The sequence below is a fragment of the Bacillus sp. FSL R9-9497 genome, assembly GCF_038005805.1.
Lineage (GTDB): Bacteria > Bacillota > Bacilli > Bacillales > Bacillaceae_G > Bacillus_A > Bacillus_A cereus.
The window spans coordinates 3,790,052-3,804,270 of sequence record NZ_JBBOTY010000001.1 but is presented as its reverse complement, the minus strand read 5'-3'; the positions used below and the strand labels follow the sequence as shown (position 1 = coordinate 3,804,270).

The following is a 14,219-nucleotide window of genomic DNA, read 5'->3' as shown; positions in this document are numbered from 1 at the left end:
GCAACGTGCTGATTGGAAAACGCTTAAATGACCGTTATAAGCTGCTGAAAATGATTGGTGGTGGCGGAATGGCCAATGTATATTTAGCTCATGATGATATACTTGGCCGAGATGTAGCGGTAAAAATATTAAGACTCGACTACTCAAATAACGAAGAGTTTATTAAACGTTTCCATCGAGAAGCGCAGTCTGTTACAACGTTGTCGCATCCAAATATTGTGAATATGTATGATGTCGGAGAAGAAGATGGTATATACTATCTTGTTATGGAATATGTACCAGGGCAAACATTGAAGCAATACATAATTGAGCGAGGGATGTTACCTATAGGAGAAGCTCTTGATATTATGGAGCAGTTAACATCCGCTATGGCACATGCCCATCATTTTGAAATTGTGCATCGTGATATAAAGCCGCACAATATTTTAATTCGAGCTGATGGAATAATAAAAGTAACAGATTTTGGAATTGCGACAGCTACAAGTGCAACAACAATTACACATACAAATTCAGTGCTCGGTTCAGTCCATTATTTATCACCAGAACAGGCACGTGGCGGGATAGCAAATAAACAATCAGATATCTATTCTCTTGGGATAGTTATGTTTGAATTGTTAACAGGAAGACAACCGTTTTCTGGCGAATCTGCTGTTGCCATAGCTTTAAAACATTTACAAAGTGAAATCCCATCACCAAAAAGATGGAATGAAAATATTCCGCAAAGTGTTGAAAATATTATATTAAAGGCAACTGCAAAAGATCCGTTTCACCGATATCAATCTGCCAATGCGATGAAGCGAGATATTGAAACTGCGCTATATCCAGAGAGGATAAATGAGCAACCATTTTACATACCGGAAGATATGGAAGCGACGAAAGCGATTCCGATTATTCAACAAGAACAATTATTTGAAAATGTAAGTGATGAAACGATTGTTTTAAAAGGGAGTAAGGTGGAAGAACCGATAAGAGCAGAAGCAGCTGAGTTAGATAAGAAGAAAAAACGGAGTAACAAGTGGCTTAAAGTTTTAATTTCAACATTTTTATTTTTAGCAATAGGAATAACATTAGCACTTACGGTTATTCCAGGATTATTTATTCCGAAAGATGTGAAAGTTCCTGATGTGGCTGGTATGAAATACACGACAGCTGTAAATACATTAGTAGAAAAGGGCTTTGAGGTGACGGAGCCTAATATTGTATATACAGATGATGTTGAAGTTGGGGATGTAATAAAAACGGACCCTGTAGCAGGAAGAGTCGTAAAAGAAAACGCTAAAATTACTATCTATCAATCAGGTGGAAAAAAGAAAAGTAAGATGGCAAATTTCACAGGTCAAAACTTTGAGAGTGTAAAAGCTGAGTTAGAAGAAAAATATAAACAAGTTACGGTAAATTATATTGAAAATGATAAGCCGAAAGGTGAAATTGTAGAACAAATTCCGACGCCTGATCAGATGGTTATAGAAGCGGAGCAAGAACTGAAAATCTGGGTAAGTAAAGGGCCTTATCAAATTAGACCAGGTGACTTTTCGGGGTGGACTGAAAATAGTGTAACTGGTTATTTGAATGAGAGAAAACTAACGTCAGATATAAAACGAGAGTATTCAGATACAGTCGAAAAAGGACTTGTAATTTCGCAATTTCCAAAACCAGGTACACCATTAAAAGAGGGAGATAAAGTAACTATTATTATCTCTGATGGTCAAAAGCCTAAAGTGACTAAAACGGTAAAAGTGGACAATATCTCTATCCCATATGAGCCTGCTGTAACAGGTGAAAAAAAGCCGCAAACAATAGAAATTTATAAAGAAGACATGCAGCAAAAAATGGATAGACCGGTTGAAACGAGAACAATTACTGAATCAGCGACTATTTCTTTAGAATTTGTAATTCAAGAAGGTTCAAAGGGACACTATAAAATTGTACGGGATGGAGTAACGATTATTGATAAAGAAGTACCATATCCAACTCAATAATAGTGAAAGTCTACTTATTATTATTGCCTGTTATGCTGTCTACAAAGTGGACGGTATAGCAGGCAAAAATATATGATTCAAAAAGCTAGTAAAGTGATGCAGCTGTAAATATTTTTTTGCATTTAATGGGAAATTCAATGTATATTAGCGAAAGTATATATGGTAGGTTTTGAAATCGTTATTTGGAAAATTTAAATCCATTCATTTTTAAATTCAGCATCACCTTATACAAAAAAAGGAGAATTCTATGCCAGAAGGAAAAATTATAAAAGCTTTAAGTGGGTTTTATTACGTGCAGCATGAAGAAGGGGTTACGCAATGTCGTGGGCGAGGTGTATTTAGAAAAAATAAAATTACACCACTTGTAGGAGACCAAGTTGTTTTTCAGGCAGATAATCCAACTGAAGGTTATGTGCTTGAAGTGTTTGATCGAAAAAATGAACTTGTTAGACCTCCTATTGCTAATGTCGATCAAGCGATCCTTGTGTTCTCTGCAGTAGAACCAGATTTTAATCCTGGACTGTTAGATCGATTTTTAGTGCTGATTGAATATCATAACATTAAGCCAATTATTTGTATTAGCAAGATGGATTTAGTAGATGAAAAGATGAAAGCAACTGTTGAAGCTTATGCGAATGATTATCGTGAGATGGGTTATGATGTTTTATTTACTTCTATTAATACGTCAGAAAGTATTGATATATTAAAACCATACTTAGAAAATTGTGTTTCTGTCGTTGCGGGTCAATCTGGTGTTGGGAAATCTTCAATGCTTAATGTGCTACGTCCAGAATTAGAGCTGAAAACAAATGATATTTCCTCCCATTTAGGACGCGGGAAGCATACGACAAGACACGTAGAATTAATTGCAATTGGGAGTGGACTAGTAGCAGATACACCGGGTTTTAGTTCACTAGATTTCATTGATATAGAAGTAGAAGATCTTACATATTGTTTTCCAGAGTTGAAAGAAGCGAGCCAATACTGTAAATTTAGAGGGTGTACACATCTTTCTGAACCGAAATGTGCGGTGAAAGCTGCGGTTGAAGAAGGGAAGATTACAGAATATCGCTATAAGAACTATAAACAATTCGTAGAAGAAATTAGAGAGAGAAAGCCGAGGTATTAGTTATGATTAAAATTGCACCATCGATTTTATCAGCAGATTTTTCAAAATTAGGGGAAGAGATTAAAGATGTAGAAAAGGGCGGAGCGGATTACATTCACGTTGACGTAATGGATGGACATTTCGTACCAAATATTACGATTGGACCGTTAATTGTAGAAGCAATCCGTCCGATTACATCATTACCATTAGATGTACATTTAATGATTGAAAATCCTGATAACTATATCCCGACTTTCGCACAAGCGGGAGCGGATATTATTACTGTTCACGTAGAGGCGTGTCCGCATCTACATCGTACAATTCAGTTAATTAAATCTCATGGTATTAAAGCGGGCGTTGTATTAAATCCACATACGCCAGTTTCAGTGATTGAGCATGTATTAGAAGATATAGATATGGTATTACTTATGACAGTAAACCCTGGATTTGGTGGACAGAAGTTTATCCATTCTGTATTACCGAAAATTAAACAAGTTGCAGACATGGTGAAAGAGCGCAATCTAGAAGTAGAAATTGAAGTTGATGGTGGTGTAAATGCTGAAACAGCAAGACTTTGTGTGGAAGCAGGAGCAAATGTACTTGTAGCTGGGTCAGCAGTATACAATCAAAAAGACCGCGGTGAAGCAATTCGCGTAATTCGTGGGTAGTGATGAACTTTTATCCTAGTAAGGTATTTATAGGATAGGATAAAAATATGTAAAAAGGCAATCTACCGAATGGCAGATTGCCTTTTTACAATGGAAGGAGAAGAAAAAATGATTATTCATATTTTGGCAGGAGGACCTTCGGAATATTGCGCAGATTTTGCTCGATACGAGAATGAGGAAGTAGTGTGGGCAGCGGTTGATAGGGGAGTATACCGTCTATTAAAGAAAGGGATTATCCCGGCTGTTGCGTTTGGAGATTACGATTCAGTTACTGAAGAAGAATTAGTATGGATGGGACAGCAAACGAACGAATTACATATTGTTCCGCGGGAAAAAGATCAAACGGATTTAGAAATTGCAATCAACTGGGCATTAGAACAGAAGCCGGCACTAATTCGTATTTTTGGTGCTACTGGTGGAAGGCTTGATCACGGTTTGGCAAATATACAGATGCTTTTAAAAGGGTTAGAAGTAGAGATAGAAATGTGTATTGTGGACAATAAAAATGAAATAACAGTTAAAAAAATGGGTACACATATAATTGAAGAAAATAAAAATTTTCCTTATGTATCTTTTGTACCAGTTACTGAAATAGTGGAAGGGATTACATTGTTTGGTTTTAAGTACCCTCTTACTAATAAAACAATAGAGTGGGGATCAACACTTTGTATTAGTAACGAACTCGTTGAGGAAAAAGGTACTTTTTCATTTACTTCTGGCATATTAATGTTGATAAGAAGCACTGATTGAAGAAACAATTTTGCTCCTTACATCATATAGTGACCAAGTGGAGTAATGGGGATTAGGAGGGAAACCATGAGATTTTATACAATTAAGTTACCTAAATTTCTTGGTGGAATAGTTCGTGCAATGTTAAATACCTTCAAAAAAGATTAAAAAAAGCACCTATCACCGGTGCTTTTTCCATTGTTATAGTAAAAAAAGAGCCTATCGGCTCTTTTTTTTATTATTAAACACGTTCGATTTTGCCAGATTTTAATGCTCTAGCAGAAACGTAAACACGTTGAACTTTTCCGTCGATGCGTACGCGAACTTTTTGAAGGTTAGCGCCCCACTTACGTTTTGTAGCGTTCATTGCGTGAGAACGAGAGTTACCAGAACGAGCTTTTCTTCCAGTAATAGCACAAACACGAGCCATTTATATTTCCCTCCCTTGATACCTTACCATACGTAATTTTTCAATGTTAGTCTTTTATGCGATGCTAAAAACACTACTATAATTTAACACAACTAAAAAGAGAATGCAACACCGTAGAAAAAAGAAATCAAGAAAATTTACTTGACACTATATGTCAATGAAGAAAAGTTGAAATCCATAAAAATTGCTTGACATATTATAGTGGTACATGTTGTATAATAACAATGGACTATTTTGCTCATCATAAAAAAGTGTAATTTAAAACATAAAATATGAGAGTGAAAAGAAAGAACGATGGAATTTTCTTTAAAAAGATTATATGATAGTAACTAAAGTAGTCTAGCTCACTTTCACCATTTATGAAGGGGGAAACGAGATGTCAATTGAAATTAAAACGAAGTACGGTCAAATTGATATTAGTACAGATGTAATTGCAACAATTGCTGGAGGTGCCGCGGTAGATTGCTACGGTATCGTAGGTATGGCATCAAAAAATCAGTTAAAAGATGGATTAACAGACATTTTACGAAAAGAAAACTTCACTAGAGGTGTTATTGTTCGTAAAGATGAAGATGAAGTACATATTGATATGTATATTATTGTGAGCTATGGTACGAAAATTTCAGAAGTGGCACATAATGTGCAGACGAAAGTGAAATATACATTAGATCAAACTGTAGGACTAGCAGTAGATTCTGTAAACATCTACGTACAAGGAGTTAAAGTAATAAACTTGTAATGTGCATTAAGGAGGAAAATCTGTGTCAATTCAAAAAATTGATGGAAAACGTTTATCACAAATGATCATGCAAGGAGCGAATAATTTAACAAACAATGTTCAGCTTGTTGATGCATTAAACGTATTTCCAGTTCCAGATGGCGATACCGGTACAAACATGAACTTATCTATGACTTCAGGTGCGCGTGAAGTGAAAGCAAACCCTTCACAGCATGCTGGTAAAGTCGGCGTAAGTTTAGCCAAAGGATTATTAATGGGAGCTCGTGGTAACTCTGGAGTTATTTTATCTCAGTTGTTCCGTGGTTTCTCTAAATCCATTGAACAAAAAGAAGAATTAACAACAGTTGATTTTGCTGCAGCACTAGAAGCTGGAGTAGAGGCGGCTTATAAAGCGGTTATGAAACCGATTGAAGGAACGATTTTAACGGTTGCAAGAGAAACGGGTAAATATGCAGTAACAGTTGCGAAAAAACAGCGCGACTTTGTTTTGTTTATGGAAGACGTTGTGAAAGAAGCAAACGCATCGTTAAATCGTACGCCAGATTTATTACCTGTATTAAAACAAGTTGGCGTTGTAGATAGCGGTGGTAAAGGTCTTGTAGTGGTATACGAAGGATTTTTAGCTGACTTAAAAGGAGAAACGATTTCTTCTGATGCACCGACGCAACCATCTATGAATGAAATGGTACGCGCAGAACATCACCGTAGTGTACAAAGCCAATTGAGTACAGAAGATATTAAGTATGGATATTGTACGGAGTTCATGGTGAAATTAGAGGCTGAAAAGGTGAAAGAGCATAATTTCTCTGAACAAAAATTCCGTGAAGATATTAGTGTATATGGTGATTCGCTACTAGTTGTGTCTGATGATGAAATTGTAAAAGTTCATATCCATGCAGAACATCCTGGAGACGCTATGAACTACGGGCAAAAATACGGTAGTTTAATTAAGATTAAAGTAGAAAATATGCGTGAACAGCATACTGCTTTATTAGATGAACCTACTATGGTTCCTGAACAACCAGCTCAATCGAAAGAAAAACAACCATATGGTATCGTAACTGTAGCTATGGGGTCTGGTATTAAAACTTTATTTGAGAGCATCGGCGCAACGAAAGTTATCGAAGGTGGTCAAACGATGAATCCAAGTACGGAGGATATCGTGAAGGCAATTGAAGAAGCAAATGCTGAAAAAATCATTATTTTACCGAATAACGGAAATATTGTAATGGCAGCAGAACAAGCGGCATCAGTTGTAGATCAAGAAGTTATTGTTGTTCGTTCGAAAACAGTTCCTCAAGGTATGGCAGCAATGTTAGCATTTAACCCAGTTGGAACGTTAGAAGAGAATGAAGAAAACATGCAAGAAGCTTTATCTCATGTGAAAACAGGTCAAATTACGTATGCTGTACGTGATACGGAAATTGATGGTGTAGCAATTCAAAAAGATGACTTCATGTGTATTGCAGATGGGAAAATTGTATCTACAAATGCTGAAAAAGTAGGAGCTGCGAAGCAATTACTAGAAGCGCTTATTGATGAAGATTCTGAAATCGTAACGATTCTACAAGGTGAGGATGCAACTGACGAAGAAGTAGCGGAGTTAGTTGAATTTGTAGAAGAGAAATTTGAAGATGCAGAAGTAGAAGTGCATGCTGGAAACCAACCAGTGTATTCTTTCATCTTCTCTGTAGAATAAGATAAGATTCGTTTTGAAAATAAATGGATTACTTACTTGCTAATGGATAAGAAGTAGTAATATGAAGTTTATTACTAGTTTTTATTCAAAAGGCTAGCATATTGAAGAGAGAAAAGAGCCTTGCTGCTAATAGTGAGGCTCTTTTTTACTTGTTTTATATAAGGGATTTGAGTAGTTTCTCTTAGAATGCCTATGATAGAATATATAAGGTGAAAGAGAGCGATTACAGATGCTAATTGGTACTCAAATAAAATGCAATAAAGAAAATAATGTGACGGGGTGTGAGAATCTTGAATGATGTTGTACAAGTTCCTGTTACGGATGTAAAGGGGATCGGAGGAGAAACATCTGAGTTACTACATGAGATGGGTATTTACACAGTTTCTCATCTATTAGAACATTTTCCATACCGTTATGAAGATTATGCGATGAAAGATCTTGCTGAAGTAAAGCATGATGAACGTGTAACGGTTGAAGGGAAGATTCATAGTGCTCCTTTGCTGCAATATTATGGTAAGAAGAAATCGCGTTTAACAGTTCGTGTTCTCGTCGGTCGTTATTTAATTACGGCGGTATGTTTTAATAGGCCTTACTATAAGCAAAAATTAAAGTTAGATGAAACGGTAACGATTACTGGTAAATGGGATCAACATCGTCAAACAATTGCTGTATCAGAACTTCATTTTGGGCCGGTTGTACGTCAACAAGAAGTGGAACCTGTTTATTCAGTAAAGGGGAAACTTACAGTAAAACAGATGCGTCGTTTTATTGCTCAAGCGTTAAAGGAATATGGAGATTCTATAGTCGAAGTGTTACCGGATGGTTTGTTAGGGCGATATAAATTATTACCAAGATATGAAGCGCTTAGGGCATTGCATTTTCCGGTAGGACAGGAAGATTTGAAGCAAGCGCGTCGCCGTTTTGTATATGAAGAATTTTTCTTATTTCAGCTGAAAATGCAAACGCTCCGGAAAATGGAGAGGGAAAATTCAAAAGGGACGAAGAAAGAGATTCCCTCAGTAGAATTACAAGAATTTATCGATGCACTGCCGTTTCCATTAACGGGTGCGCAGCGCCGAGTTGTAGATGAAATTTTGAAAGATATGACATCTCCTTATCGGATGAACCGACTATTGCAAGGTGACGTTGGTTCTGGGAAAACAGTTGTTGCTGCGATTGGCCTTTATGCATCGAAATTAGCTCATTATCAAGGTGCTTTAATGGTTCCTACAGAAATTTTAGCTGAGCAACATTATCAGTCGCTTGCTGAAACGTTTTCGCATTTTGGTATGAAGGTGGAACTGTTAACAAGTTCTGTTAAAGGTGCGAGACGTCGAGAAATTTTAGCGAAGTTAGAACAAGGAGAAATAGATATTCTTGTTGGAACGCATGCCTTAATTCAAGATGAAGTTATATTTCATAGGTTGGGTCTCGTTATTACAGATGAACAGCATCGATTTGGTGTAGCGCAGCGCCGAGTTTTACGGGAGAAAGGTGAAAGTCCAGATGTATTATTTATGACAGCGACACCAATTCCGCGTACGCTTGCAATTACTGCATTTGGAGAGATGGATGTTTCGATAATCGATGAGATGCCAGCAGGTAGAAAGGTGATTGAAACATATTGGGCAAAACATGATATGTTAGATCGCGTTCTCGGTTTTGTTGAAAAGGAGATAAAAAAAGGAAGACAGGCATACGTTATTTGTCCTCTAATTGAAGAATCTGAGAAACTTGATGTGCAAAATGCTATCGACTTACATAGTATGCTGACGCATCATTACCAAGGGAAATGCCATGTTGGATTGATGCATGGGAGATTATCGTCTCAGGAAAAAGAAGAGATAATGGGACAGTTTAGTGAAAATAAAGTGCAAATTCTTGTATCGACAACAGTTGTTGAAGTAGGTGTGAACGTACCGAATGCGACTGTAATGGTTATTTATGATGCAGAACGTTTCGGTTTATCGCAGCTTCATCAGCTTAGAGGGCGTGTCGGCCGTGGTAGTGAACAATCATATTGTTTATTAATAGCAGACCCTAAATCAGAAACAGGGAAAGAAAGAATGCGCATAATGACTGAAACAAATGATGGATTTGTATTGTCAGAAAAAGATTTAGAATTACGAGGTCCTGGAGATTTCTTTGGGAGTAAGCAAAGTGGCTTACCAGAATTTAAGGTTGCTGACATGGTACATGATTATCGAGCGTTAGAAACAGCAAGGCAAGATGCGGCGATACTAGTAGATTCAGAAGCGTTTTGGCACAATGATCAGTACGCTGCCTTGCGTACGTATCTTGATGGGACAGGTGTGTTCCAAGGAGAGAAGCTCGATTAAAGGGAGTCAACAAAAGTTTTTGTTGCATTCTACTTTTAATGATTATATACTACTGTTAGTACCTAGTCATAAAAATGGATGGTGCGGTATGAAAAAAAGAAGAAGTAAAAAAGAAAGACAAGAGTTATTACAACAAACAATCGAATCAAATCCTTTTATTACGGATGAAGATTTAGCGGAAAAATTTCAAGTGAGTATACAAACAGTACGACTTGATCGTATGGAATTGTCTATTCCTGAATTAAGAGAGAGAATTAAACATGTAGCTACAAAGCAACATGAAGAAGATGTGAAATCTTTACCGTTAGAAGAGGTTGTTGGAGAAATTATTGATATTGAATTAGATAGACATGCAATCTCTATCTTTGAAGTAAAGGTAGAACATGTATTTAAAAGAAATCAAATTGCCCGTGGGCATCATCTGTTTGCACAAGCAAACTCACTAGCTGTTGCGGTTATTGATGAAGAATTAGCTTTAACTGCAAAGTCTACCATTCGATACATTCGCCCTGTAAAATTAGGAGAGCGTGTTGTTGCAAAAGCGCGCGTTGAAGATGTAGAGAATGATAAGGGACGGACGGTTGTCAAAGTGCGTAGCTTCGTTGGAGAAGAACTTGTTTTTACAGGCACTTTTGAAATGTATCGATCTAGTAATTATAGTGAGGAAGGTAACAACTTATGAAAATCGCAATAGATGCAATGGGCGGAGATCACGCTCCAAAGGCTGTAGTATTAGGGGCAATGAAAGCTATTAAGGAATATTCTGATTTGCATATTACGTTAGTAGGGAAAGAAGAGGAAATTCGTCAATACTTAACGAGTGATGAACGAATTACTATTCTTCATACAGACGAAAAAATAGAATCAACGGAGGAACCAGTAAGAGCGGTTCGTCGAAAAAAACAAGCTTCAATGGTGCTTGCGGCACAACAAGTAAAGGATGGAGAAGCAGACGCTTGTATATCCGCAGGTAGTACAGGAGCTTTAATGGCAGCTGGATTATTTGTTGTCGGTCGTATGGAAGGAATTGAGCGACCAGCTTTATCGCCTACAATGCCGACTGTAGATGGAAAAGGTTTTGTTATGTTAGATGTTGGAGCAAATGTTGATGCAAAACCAATTCATTTATATCAATATGCAGTAATGGGATCTGTTTATGCTGAGAAGGTAAGAGGAATTGAAAATCCTCGCGTTGGACTATTAAACGTTGGAACAGAGGATGGAAAAGGAAACGAGCTTTCAAAGCAAGTATTTGCAATGCTTAAAGATGCGCCAATTAATTTCGTTGGGAACGTTGAATCAAGAGATTTATTGCAAGGTGTAGCAGATGTTGTTGTATGTGATGGTTTTACAGGGAATGTAGCGTTGAAATCATTAGAGGGAACAGCACTTGCGCTATTCTCTATGTTGAAAGAACAATTAATGAGTTCATTTACGAGCAAATTAGCAGCGGCGGTATTAAAGCCAAAACTTATGGTATTAAAAGATAAAATGGATTATTCGGAGTATGGCGGAGCTGCATTATTTGGATTGAAAGCACCTGTCATTAAGGCTCACGGTTCTTCTAATGACCAGTCGGTATTTAGTGCGATTCGTCAAACGAGAGAAATGGTAGCGAAAGAAGTAATTCCTACGATTTCAAGCGTAATGGAGAAAGAGTCACTCCAATAAGAGGAGGATTTGAAATGGGAAAAATAGCATTTCTTTTTCCGGGCCAAGGTTCACAGGCAGTTGGAATGGGTAAACAATTAGCAGAGAATAATAAAGAGGTTGCAAAAGTGTTTGCAAAAGCAGATGAGGTGTTGCAAGATTCACTTTCAGAAGTGATTTTTGAAGGACCGCAGGAAAAGCTTACATTAACAACAAATGCGCAGCCTGCATTATTAACAACGAGTTTTGCTATTTTGACAGCTTTGAAAGAGTATGACATTACACCTGACTTTGTCGCTGGTCATAGTTTAGGTGAATATAGCGCTCTTGTAGCAGCTGGTGCATTAACTTTTGAAGATGCTGTATATGCTGTAAGGAAACGCGGGGAATATATGGAAGAAGCTGTTCCGGGAGGGGAAGGCGCAATGGCAGCTATATTAGGTGCTGACCCACATATGCTGAAACAAGTTACAGAAGAAGTAACAAGTGAAGGATATGCAGTGCAAATCGCTAATATGAATAGTACGAAGCAAATTGTAATTTCTGGAACGAAGCAAGGCGTAGAGGTTGCCTCTCAAAGAGCGAAAGAAAATGGTGCAAAGAGAGCGATTCCACTAAAAGTAAGTGGGCCATTCCATTCTTCACTTATGAAGCCGGCAGCTGAGAAGTTCCAAAGTGTTTTAAATGAAATTACAATTCATGACACGAATATTCCTGTTATTGCAAATGTTACGGCGGAAGTTATTACACGTGGTGCAGACATTCAAGAAAAGTTAATCGAACAGCTTTATTCGCCTGTATTATGGTACCCGTCTATTGAATATATGGTGAAGCAGGGAGTAGATACATTTATTGAAATTGGACCTGGAAAAGTACTTGCTGGACTTATGAAGTCAATTGATTCATCAGTAAAAGCATATGCGATATACGATGAAGAGACATTAAAAGATACCATTTCAAATTTGAGAGGAGAAAACTGATGTTAAAAGGGAAGGTAGCATTAGTAACTGGCGCTTCACGTGGAATTGGTCGCGCGATTGCGATCGATTTAGCGAAACAAGGGGCAAATGTAGTAGTAAATTATGCTGGCAATGAACAAAAAGCAAATGAAGTAGTAGATGAAATTAAAAAATTAGGTTCTGATGCAATTGCGGTAAGAGCAGATGTTGCAAATGCTGATGATGTTACAAATATGGTGAAACAAACAGTAGATACATTTGGACAAGTTGATATTCTTGTAAATAATGCTGGTGTAACGAAAGATAATTTATTAATGCGTATGAAAGAAGAAGAATGGGATACAGTTATTAATACAAACTTAAAAGGTGTATTCTTATGTACAAAAGCAGTATCTCGTTATATGATGCGTCAACGTCACGGTAGAATTATAAATATCGCTTCTGTTGTTGGTGTCATAGGAAACCCAGGACAAGCTAATTATGTTGCTGCTAAAGCGGGTGTTATTGGATTAACAAAAACATCTGCAAAAGAGTTAGCAAGTCGAAATATTACAGTGAATGCAATTGCGCCGGGCTTTATTGCGACTGATATGACGGATGTACTAGATGAGAATATTAAAGCTGAAATGTTAAAAGTTATTCCAGCTGCTCAATTTGGTGAAGCGCAAGATATCGCGAATGCTGTAACGTTTTTTGCTTCTGATCAAAGCAAATATGTTACAGGTCAAACGTTAAATGTTGATGGCGGTATGGTAATGTAATAAAAGAATCGATTTCACCTAGTTTTTTTGGTCAATATTTAATATAATATTTGAGGGGAGGTGAATGGAATGGCAGATGTTTTAGAGCGCGTAACAAAAATCATCGTTGATCGTTTAGGAGTAGAAGAGACTGAGGTAGTACCAGCTGCAAGCTTCAAGGAAGATTTAGGAGCAGACTCCCTAGATGTAGTAGAACTTGTAATGCAATTAGAAGATGAATTCGAAATGGAAATTTCTGATGAAGATGCTGAAAAGATTGCTACTGTTGGTGATGCTGTGACTTACATAGAGAGTCATCTATAATGCTTAAGTGAAGTCCCGTTTTTTAGCGGGGCTTTCTGGCTTATATCTGGAGGGACCTATGCCGTACCGAAAATATAGAGAAAAAAAATACGAAACAAAATATCGTGAAGCATTTAAAGTGTTTCAAGAAAAGATAGGTATTACGTTTACAGATGAAAAATTATTGATTCAAGCATTTACGCATTCATCGTATGTGAATGAGCATCGAAAAAAACCGCATGAAGATAATGAGCGTCTTGAATTTCTTGGAGATGCAGTATTGGAACTGACTGTATCACAGTATCTGTTTCAAAAATATCCGACAATGAGCGAAGGAGAGTTAACAAAACTACGTGCAGCTATTGTATGTGAGCCATCTCTTGTTCGTTTTGCGAACGAATTGTCATTTGGCAGCCTTGTTTTATTAGGAAAAGGTGAAGAAATGACAGGTGGACGTGAACGACCAGCTTTATTAGCGGATGTCTTTGAAGCGTTTATTGGTGCCCTTTATCTTGATCAAGGGCTAGAAACAGTTTGGGAATTCTTAAAAGAAATTGTATATCCGAAAATTAATGAGGGTGCTTTTTCTCATGTGATGGATTATAAGAGTCAGTTGCAAGAATTGATTCAGCGTGATGGCAGTGGCAATGTTGAGTATCAAATTTTGCAAGAAAAAGGACCAGCTCACAATCGAGAATTTGTGTCACGTGTTACGTTAAATAACGTAGCTTTAGGTCTTGGTAGTGGTAAGTCGAAAAAAGAAGCAGAGCAACAAGCTGCTGCAGAAGCATTGAAAAAATTAAAAGAACAACTATAAGGAATCCCCCTTTGAATGAGGGGGATTCCTTATGCATAGAATGAAACTTTCTTTTTGTT

General features: G+C 37.2%; 15 protein-coding genes. 14 read left to right on the top strand and 1 reads right to left on the bottom strand.

Annotated features, from left to right (window positions below; genetic code table 11):
* Positions 1–5: 5 nt before the first annotated feature.
* The 5 genes from pknB to spoVM all read left to right on the top strand — a co-directional run bounded on the left by pknB (position 6) and on the right by spoVM (position 4,652).
* Entirely contained in the window at positions 6–1,979 is a 1,974-nt protein-coding gene (gene pknB / locus MKY21_RS19455) for a Stk1 family PASTA domain-containing Ser/Thr kinase (protein ID WP_000904748.1), read from the top strand.
* Between the two features lie 247 nt (positions 1,980–2,226).
* Positions 2,227–3,108 carry a ribosome small subunit-dependent GTPase A gene (gene rsgA, locus MKY21_RS19450; RefSeq protein ID WP_001113932.1) on the top strand — a complete coding sequence of 294 codons (882 nt, stop codon included), beginning with the start codon at positions 2,227–2,229 and terminating at the stop codon, positions 3,106–3,108.
* Between the two features lie 2 nt (positions 3,109–3,110).
* Positions 3,111–3,755 carry a ribulose-phosphate 3-epimerase gene (gene rpe / locus MKY21_RS19445; RefSeq protein WP_000589974.1) on the top strand — a complete coding sequence of 215 codons (645 nt, stop codon included), beginning with the start codon at positions 3,111–3,113 and terminating at the stop codon, positions 3,753–3,755.
* A gap of 69 nt (positions 3,756–3,824) precedes the next feature.
* A complete protein-coding gene (locus tag MKY21_RS19440) occupies positions 3,825–4,505 on the top strand; it encodes a thiamine diphosphokinase (protein WP_033683160.1) in 681 nt (226 codons plus the stop codon).
* A 66-nt stretch (positions 4,506–4,571) separates the two neighbouring features.
* The gene (gene spoVM, locus MKY21_RS19435) at positions 4,572–4,652 is read left to right on the top strand and encodes a stage V sporulation protein SpoVM (RefSeq protein WP_001213599.1); all 81 of its coding nucleotides are present in this window, start codon (positions 4,572–4,574) and stop codon (positions 4,650–4,652) included.
* Between the two features lie 73 nt (positions 4,653–4,725).
* On the opposite strand, the gene rpmB is transcribed toward spoVM, so the two are convergent.
* Positions 4,726–4,914 carry a 50S ribosomal protein L28 gene (gene rpmB, locus MKY21_RS19430; protein ID WP_000124776.1) on the bottom strand — a complete coding sequence of 63 codons (189 nt, stop codon included), beginning with the start codon at positions 4,912–4,914 and terminating at the stop codon, positions 4,726–4,728.
* Positions 4,915–5,290: 376 nt separating this feature from the next.
* Between rpmB and MKY21_RS19425 the strand changes: the two genes are divergently transcribed.
* The 9 genes from MKY21_RS19425 to rncS all read left to right on the top strand — a co-directional run bounded on the left by MKY21_RS19425 (position 5,291) and on the right by rncS (position 14,160).
* Positions 5,291–5,653: an Asp23/Gls24 family envelope stress response protein gene (locus MKY21_RS19425; protein WP_000021109.1), complete on the top strand. Its 363-nt coding sequence runs from the start codon at positions 5,291–5,293 to the stop codon at positions 5,651–5,653.
* Between the two features lie 22 nt (positions 5,654–5,675).
* Positions 5,676–7,352, top strand: coding sequence for a DAK2 domain-containing protein (locus tag MKY21_RS19420; protein WP_000027129.1), 1,677 nt, complete (start codon positions 5,676–5,678; stop codon positions 7,350–7,352).
* Between the two features lie 290 nt (positions 7,353–7,642).
* On the top strand, positions 7,643–9,691 hold the full coding sequence (recG, locus tag MKY21_RS19415; protein WP_341077200.1) for an ATP-dependent DNA helicase RecG: 2,049 nt from the start codon (positions 7,643–7,645) through the stop codon (positions 9,689–9,691).
* An 88-nt stretch (positions 9,692–9,779) separates the two neighbouring features.
* The gene (gene fapR, locus MKY21_RS19410) at positions 9,780–10,373 is read left to right on the top strand and encodes a transcription factor FapR (protein ID WP_000747349.1); all 594 of its coding nucleotides are present in this window, start codon (positions 9,780–9,782) and stop codon (positions 10,371–10,373) included.
* Positions 10,370–11,362, top strand: coding sequence for a phosphate acyltransferase PlsX (plsX, locus tag MKY21_RS19405; protein WP_000684101.1), 993 nt, complete (start codon positions 10,370–10,372; stop codon positions 11,360–11,362). The genes fapR and plsX overlap by 4 nt, the downstream gene beginning before the upstream one ends.
* A 14-nt stretch (positions 11,363–11,376) precedes the next feature.
* On the top strand, positions 11,377–12,321 hold the full coding sequence (gene fabD, locus MKY21_RS19400; protein ID WP_016118545.1) for an ACP S-malonyltransferase: 945 nt from the start codon (positions 11,377–11,379) through the stop codon (positions 12,319–12,321).
* Positions 12,321–13,061, top strand: a complete 741-nt coding sequence (gene fabG / locus MKY21_RS19395; protein ID WP_000911774.1) for a 3-oxoacyl-[acyl-carrier-protein] reductase — start codon at positions 12,321–12,323, stop codon at positions 13,059–13,061. Before fabD ends, fabG begins: the two co-directional genes overlap by 1 nt.
* A 69-nt stretch (positions 13,062–13,130) precedes the next feature.
* Positions 13,131–13,364: an acyl carrier protein gene (gene acpP, locus MKY21_RS19390; protein ID WP_000786062.1), complete on the top strand. Its 234-nt coding sequence runs from the start codon at positions 13,131–13,133 to the stop codon at positions 13,362–13,364.
* Between the two features lie 58 nt (positions 13,365–13,422).
* Positions 13,423–14,160 (top strand): ribonuclease III, encoded by a 738-nt coding sequence (rncS, locus tag MKY21_RS19385; RefSeq protein ID WP_001146875.1) that lies wholly within the window; start codon positions 13,423–13,425, stop codon positions 14,158–14,160.
* Positions 14,161–14,219: the final 59 nt, after the last annotated feature.

Excerpts from the sequence above, each read along its gene's own strand:
- fabD (WP_016118545.1), top strand. The coding sequence starts at position 11,377 with ATGGGAAAAATAGCATTTCTTTTTCCGGGCCAAGGTTCACAGGCAGTT.
- rpe (WP_000589974.1), top strand. The coding sequence starts at position 3,111 with ATGATTAAAATTGCACCATCGATTTTATCAGCAGATTTTTCAAAATTA.
- MKY21_RS19440 (WP_033683160.1), top strand. The coding sequence starts at position 3,825 with ATGGCAGATTGCCTTTTTACAATGGAAGGAGAAGAAAAAATGATTATT.
- spoVM (WP_001213599.1), top strand. The coding sequence starts at position 4,572 with ATGAGATTTTATACAATTAAGTTACCTAAATTTCTTGGTGGAATAGTT.
- fabG (WP_000911774.1), top strand. The coding sequence starts at position 12,321 with ATGTTAAAAGGGAAGGTAGCATTAGTAACTGGCGCTTCACGTGGAATT.
- fapR (WP_000747349.1), top strand. The coding sequence starts at position 9,780 with ATGAAAAAAAGAAGAAGTAAAAAAGAAAGACAAGAGTTATTACAACAA.
- rsgA (WP_001113932.1), top strand. The coding sequence starts at position 2,227 with ATGCCAGAAGGAAAAATTATAAAAGCTTTAAGTGGGTTTTATTACGTG.
- acpP (WP_000786062.1), top strand. The coding sequence starts at position 13,131 with ATGGCAGATGTTTTAGAGCGCGTAACAAAAATCATCGTTGATCGTTTA.
- rpmB (WP_000124776.1), bottom strand. The coding sequence starts at position 4,914 with ATGGCTCGTGTTTGTGCTATTACTGGAAGAAAAGCTCGTTCTGGTAAC.
- MKY21_RS19425 (WP_000021109.1), top strand. The coding sequence starts at position 5,291 with ATGTCAATTGAAATTAAAACGAAGTACGGTCAAATTGATATTAGTACA.
- rncS (WP_001146875.1), top strand. The coding sequence starts at position 13,423 with ATGCCGTACCGAAAATATAGAGAAAAAAAATACGAAACAAAATATCGT.
- plsX (WP_000684101.1), top strand. The coding sequence starts at position 10,370 with ATGAAAATCGCAATAGATGCAATGGGCGGAGATCACGCTCCAAAGGCT.